General features: G+C 73.8%; 6 protein-coding genes. 3 read left to right on the forward strand and 3 right to left on the reverse strand.

What is annotated here, in order from left to right; all coding sequences use genetic code 11:
• From ACOV8S_RS23275 to ACOV8S_RS23285, 3 genes are all read right to left on the reverse strand, one after another.
• The coding region (locus tag ACOV8S_RS23275; protein ID WP_448319994.1) for an MFS transporter at nt 1–430 on the reverse strand (430 nt) is incomplete at its 3' end.
• A complete protein-coding gene (locus ACOV8S_RS23280) occupies nt 427–966 on the reverse strand; it encodes an ArsR/SmtB family transcription factor (RefSeq protein ID WP_448319995.1) in 540 nt (179 codons plus the stop codon). The genes ACOV8S_RS23280 and ACOV8S_RS23275, both read right to left, overlap by 4 nt.
• A gap of 172 nt (nt 967–1,138) precedes the next feature.
• The gene (locus ACOV8S_RS23285; protein WP_448319996.1) at nt 1,139–2,809 is read right to left on the reverse strand and encodes a TlrC/CarA/OleB/SrmB family ABC-F type ribosomal protection protein; all 1,671 of its coding nucleotides are present in this window, start codon (nt 2,807–2,809) and stop codon (nt 1,139–1,141) included.
• A 466-nt stretch (nt 2,810–3,275) separates the two neighbouring features.
• On the opposite strand from ACOV8S_RS23285, the gene ACOV8S_RS23290 reads away from it, so the two are divergent.
• The 3 genes from ACOV8S_RS23290 to ACOV8S_RS23300 form a co-directional block, all read left to right on the forward strand.
• Nucleotides 3,276–4,028: a class I SAM-dependent methyltransferase gene (locus tag ACOV8S_RS23290; protein WP_448319998.1), complete on the forward strand. Its 753-nt coding sequence runs from the start codon at nt 3,276–3,278 to the stop codon at nt 4,026–4,028.
• 60 nt (nt 4,029–4,088) lie between these two features.
• Entirely contained in the window at nt 4,089–4,448 is a 360-nt protein-coding gene (locus ACOV8S_RS23295; protein ID WP_448319999.1) for a MazG-like family protein, read from the forward strand.
• 72 nt (nt 4,449–4,520) lie between these two features.
• The coding region (locus ACOV8S_RS23300; RefSeq protein WP_448320000.1) for a PIG-L family deacetylase at nt 4,521–5,193 on the forward strand (673 nt) is incomplete at its 3' end.

Raw genomic sequence — 5,193 nt, forward strand, 5'->3', positions numbered from 1 at the left:
AGTTGGCCCGCTCCAGGAGGGCGGGGTCGCGGCCGAGGAGGTCCGGCAGGTAGGCGGTGGCGGCGGTGTCGAAGAAGAGTCCGCCGAGGCCGAGCAGGAAGGCGGCGGCCGCGAGCAGCGGAATGCTCAGCACGTCCAGCGCGGCCGCCGCCGCCGGGACGGCGAGCAGTACCGCACGCACCGCGTCCGCGACCCACATCGTGCGCCGGCGGTCCCAGCGGTCCACCAGCGCACCGCCGAGCACCCCGAAGAGCAGCCACGGAAGCGTCCCCGCGGCCGTGACGACGGCGAGTGCCATGGGGTCGTGGGTCAGCGTCAGGGCGAGCAGGGGCAGCGCGGCGTGCGACACACCGTCACCGAGCGAGGACACCGTCTGTGCGGTCCACAGCCGCCCGAACCCGGTCGGCAACTTCTTGACGTCCGACGTCACTTGGCGTCCCCCTCGGTCTGGGCGCGGGTTGCCGGGCGGAACAGGGCGAACGCGAAGGACGCGTCCGGCAGCGACGGGTCGGAGAGCTCCCGGTATTCGTCCGCGAGTGCCTGCAGCCGGGCGCCCAGCTCCGCGAACTGCTTCTCGTCGAGACGCAGGTGCGTCATCCGCACCTGCCGGTCACTGTCCGCGGGCGCCGCTTCCAGGTCCGCCACCGCGTGCCGCATCAGCACGTCCGGCGCTCCCTCGCCCGGGTCGGGCAGCGCGAACGTCCGGGCCGCCATGGCGTAGTACCGCTCGGTGACGCCCCGGACCTTCCGGGTCCGCACCACCTTCACCAGGCCGGCCCGCTCCAGCAGCCGCACGTGATAGCTGGAGCTCCCTTTCGCGAGGCCCACCCGCTCGGCGATCTGTGTGATGGTGGCCGGCTCGAAGCGGAGCACGGCCATGATCCGGTGGCGCGTGAGGTTGGAGACGGCGCGCAGTTGTTCGTCCGTGGTGACGTGGAACGTCTCGGGCAGGTCGTCGGAAGGCATACCGGCAATGGTCAACGTTTCTTGACCATTGGGCAAAGGGGTTTCACGCCAACCTCCCGCGAGCTCCGTCCGGTTCGCGCGACCTGAGGCCGTGGCTCCCCGACCCGCTGCCGGGCCGGGGAGCCTGCCTACCGGGAGTCGGGCCGGGCGCGCGGGCCCGGCCGGTTCCGCGTCATCGGCACGCCACAGGGCGGTCGAGCAGGCGCACCTCGCCGCCGTCCAGTTCCATCCGGGAGCCGGTGAAGCGCTCGCGCATGCGCCGGTCGTGGGTCACCAGGACGACCGCTCCTGCGTAGTCGGCCAGGGCCTCCTCCAGTTCTTCCACCAGGGCGGGAGAGAGGTGGTTGGTCGGTTCGTCGAGCAGCAGCAGGTCGACCGGCTCGGCGACCAGCCGGGCCAGTTCGATCCGCCGCCGCTGCCCGTAGGACAGTTCGGCCACTCGCAGCCGCAGGGCCGACGGTTCGAACAGTCCCAGGGACAGCAGCCGGTCGGCGTGCTCCTCCCGGTCGCCCGGCCGGCCGTGCGCGAAGGCGGCCAGGGTGGTGGCGGTGGGGGGCCACGGCGCCTCCTCCTGCCGCAGGTGCCCGACCGTTCCGGTCGTCGTCACGGTGCCGGAGTCGGCCTCGAGTTCACCGGCGATCACCCGCAACAGGGTGCTCTTCCCGGCGCCGTTGGGTCCGGTGACCAGCAGCCGTTCGCCCGGTTCGATCCGCAGTTCCGGCAGCCGCAGCCGCCCGTCCACCGTGACGTCGCACAGCTCGGCGGCGGGCCCGGGATCGGCCTCGGTACCGCACGCGGTGGCGAGGCGCGCCCGCAGGGACAGCGGCTCCGGCGGTGGCGCGACCGGCGAGGCGGTGAGCCGTTCCATCCGCTCCTTGGCGTTGCGGATGCGGCCCATCGCGCCGTGGGAGCGTCCGCGGGCGCGGAAGGCGGCGGCGCCGAAGATGGCCTTCTCCATCTTCCGAGGGATCGCGTCCAGCCGGGCGGCGCCCGTCGCCGCCAGCCGCCTGGCACGGGCCAGTTCCTCCCGCCACTCGTCGTACCGCTGCTGCCGGCGCCTGCGCTCGGCCGCCTTGGCGGCCAGGTACCCGGCGTAGCCGTGGCCGTGCCGGGTGACCTGGCCCTCCGCCACCTCCAGCACCGTGGAGGTCAGCCGTTCCAGGAACACCCGGTCGTGGGTGACCGCCACCACCGTGCCGCGGTGGCGGCGCAGGCGCTCCTCCAGCCGGGCCACCGCCCGGTCGTCCAGGTCGTTGGTCGGCTCGTCGAGCAGCAGCAGTTCGGGCTGCGACGCCAGGGTGGCGGCCAGCGTCAGCCGTGACCGCTCACCGCCGGACAGGGTGTCCAGCGGGCGCGCGCGGTCCAGCCGCGGCAGCCCCAGGTCGTCGAGGGCCACGTTCACCCGCACGTCGGCGTCGTAGCCCTCGCGGGCCTCGTACCGGGCCCTGAGGCCGGCATAGGCCGCCAGCGCCGCGTCGAGCTCGGGGCCGGGAGGAAGGGCAGCCATCGTGGCCTCTTCCCGGCGCAACCGGGCTTCCATGGAACGGAGTTCGGCCAGGGCGAGGTCCACCGCGTCCTGGACGGTCGCCCCGGGCGGCAGGGTGAGGGCCTGCGGCAGGTACCCGACGCCGCCGGGGGCCACGACCGTGACCTCCCCGGCGTCCGGGTTCTCCGCCCCTGCCAGCAGCCGCAGCAGGGTGGACTTGCCGGCCCCGTTGTCGCCGACGATGCCGGCCTTCTCGCCCGGGGCGAGCGAGAAGGAGACCTGATCGAGCACGGTGCGGTCGTCGTACCGACGGGTGACGCCGTGCAGGGAGAGTTGGGATGAGAGTGACGCGCGCATGAGCAGCCCCTCGCCTCTCGGCATGCCGAGATCTGGAGTCCGGGAAATGGAGGCGGGCAGCACGGGCCAACGGCGGAGCAGAGCTCAGACGCCGTGGCGTGCGGAGGCTGTCACAGAGATCCCATGGGTACGACGGTAGCGCCGTGCCGCGCACGCCGCCACCTGTTTCCGAAGGCTCGTTCGGGCAGGTCCGGCCGGGGCGGCACTGCGCGGGCGGTCGGCGCGGCGCGGGCACATCTGCGCCGCGGGCGGGCCGGCGCGGGCGGGTCGCGGGGCTGCACCCTCGGCGTTTCGGCCATCGCTCCGTATCGGCGGCACCCGGTACCGCAAGGGTCCGTGTGCCCCACCCCTTCGGTGAACCGCTCAGGCGCGGGGCGCTCACTCCGTCCGAAAGACATGTGTTCGACGGAGGGGGTCGCGTCGTTGTACCCGGTGCACGCCTGTCCGTCATGGAAGGGAGCGACCTGTGGAGTCCGCCCATGCCGACCGGTCCGGTCCGGCTCCGTCGCGTCCGTCGCGTCCGTCGCGTCCGTCGGAGCCGGAACGACGGAACCTCGATCTGTGGAACGACTACGGCGACCACCACCGCTCCCGGGGCACGGAGATCCCCGAGCCCGGCAGCCTGTACTGGGGATACTGGGAGGGCGTCGGTCCCGGCGAGGAGATCCTCGGTGACCTGACGGGCCGGCGGGTGCTCGACCTGTGTTCCGGCATGGGACGGTACGCGGCGTTCCTGGCGCGCGGGGGCGCCCGCGTCGACGCGGTCGAAGGGGCCCGCTCCCAGCACCGACGCGCCGTCGCCCGCTTCGGTGGAACACCCGGGCTGCGGCTGGTCCACGCGGAGGCCGCGACCCATCTCGGCGAGGCCGAGCCGTACGACGTCGTCCTCTCCGCCCACGGTCTCGCCTTCCTGGATCCCCACCGGGTCCTCCCGGTGCTCACCTCGGCGCTCGCTCCCGGCGGGCGGCTGGCCTTCTCCGTGCTCCACACCAACACCGCCGGCGACGGCCCGTGGGACACGGTGGCCGCCCGGCCCGAGACGCTGCACCTGGCGGACCTCGGTCCCCGCCCGGTCGAGATGTGGGTGCTCACGCCCTCCCGCTGGCGGTCGCTGCTCACCGACCACGGGTTGATCGTCGATCAGGTCGAGATCCTCGCCGCCCCCGACGCGAACGACCGGACCCGCTGCACCCTCCTGCGCGCCCACCGACCCGACTGACACCGGCGCATCCTCACGCCGCCCGCCGTCCGGCAGCCACCCTGAAGGAGATCACCCGTCATGGAGCAGTTCGTGTGGCGCACCGTCGAGGCGCTCGCCCGCCGCTTCGACGACCACGACCAGGGCCGCGGTCTCACCGCCGAGGAGCAGTGGACGCTGCAGGTCCTGAAGATCTCCGAGGAGACCGGTGAGGCGTCCCAGGCCGTGATCGGCGCGCGCGGGACCAACCCGCGCAAGGGGGACAGCCACGACTGGGAGGACGTCCACGCCGAGGTCGCCGACGTGGTCGTCACCGCACTGGTCGCGCTCCGGCGGATGCGGCCCGACGACGCCGCGGTCTTCCTCCGCGGTCACCTGGCCGCCAAGGCGGAGAAGTTCCTGCCGCCCGCGCCCGCCGGCCAGGGGTCAGGGACGGCCTGACCGGTACGACCGGGACGCCGGACAGTCCTCCCGGTCCGTCCACCCCTCGCCCCTCGACGAAGGGCCCATGCGATGCCCCCCTCACCACCTCCCTCACTGCTGGGTGTGTTCGCGCACCCGGACGACGAGTCCCTGCTCGCCGGCGGCGTGCTCGCCCGGCAGCACGCCGCGGGTGCCCGCACCGCGGTGGTTACCGCGACCTGGAGCGAGGACACGGCCCGGGCGCGGGAACTCGCCGAGGCCCTCTCCGTCCTCGGTGCCGGCGCGCCTCTGCTGCTCGGCTACCGGGACGCCCGCAACCCCGAGTCCTCCCCGCACCCGGAGCGGCTGGTCGACGCGCCGCTCGACGACGCGGTCGGACGGCTGGTGGCCCACATCCGTGCGTTCAAGCCCGACCTCGTCGTCGGACACGACGCCTTGGGCCAGCTGACCGGTCACCCGGATCACCTTCGCGCCCACCAGATCGCCCTGCTCGCCGTCGAGGCCGCCGGGCTCGCCCACCGGTATCCCGAAGCGGGCGACCCCTGGCAGCCCGCCGCGCTGTACGCGGCCACGCATCCGGAGTCGGGCGTGGGCCTCCTCGGCCCGCTGATGCGAGGAGTCGGCAAGACCGTGGCGGCGGTGCCGGACCGGTACGTGACCACGCGCGTCGACGTCGCCCCCTGGGCGGACGTGAAGTGGCGGGCCGTTCTCGCGCACCGTACCGAGGTCGCTCGTGAGCGTGCGCTGCCGGGCATCCTGGCCC

The sequence above is a fragment of the Streptomyces sp. CO7 genome, from assembly GCF_053474865.1.

Excerpts from the sequence above, each read along its gene's own strand:
- ACOV8S_RS23280 (WP_448319995.1), bottom strand. The coding sequence starts at position 966 with ATGCCTTCCGACGACCTGCCCGAGACGTTCCACGTCACCACGGACGAA.
- ACOV8S_RS23285 (WP_448319996.1), bottom strand. The coding sequence starts at position 2,809 with ATGCGCGCGTCACTCTCATCCCAACTCTCCCTGCACGGCGTCACCCGT.
- ACOV8S_RS23295 (WP_448319999.1), top strand. The coding sequence starts at position 4,089 with ATGGAGCAGTTCGTGTGGCGCACCGTCGAGGCGCTCGCCCGCCGCTTC.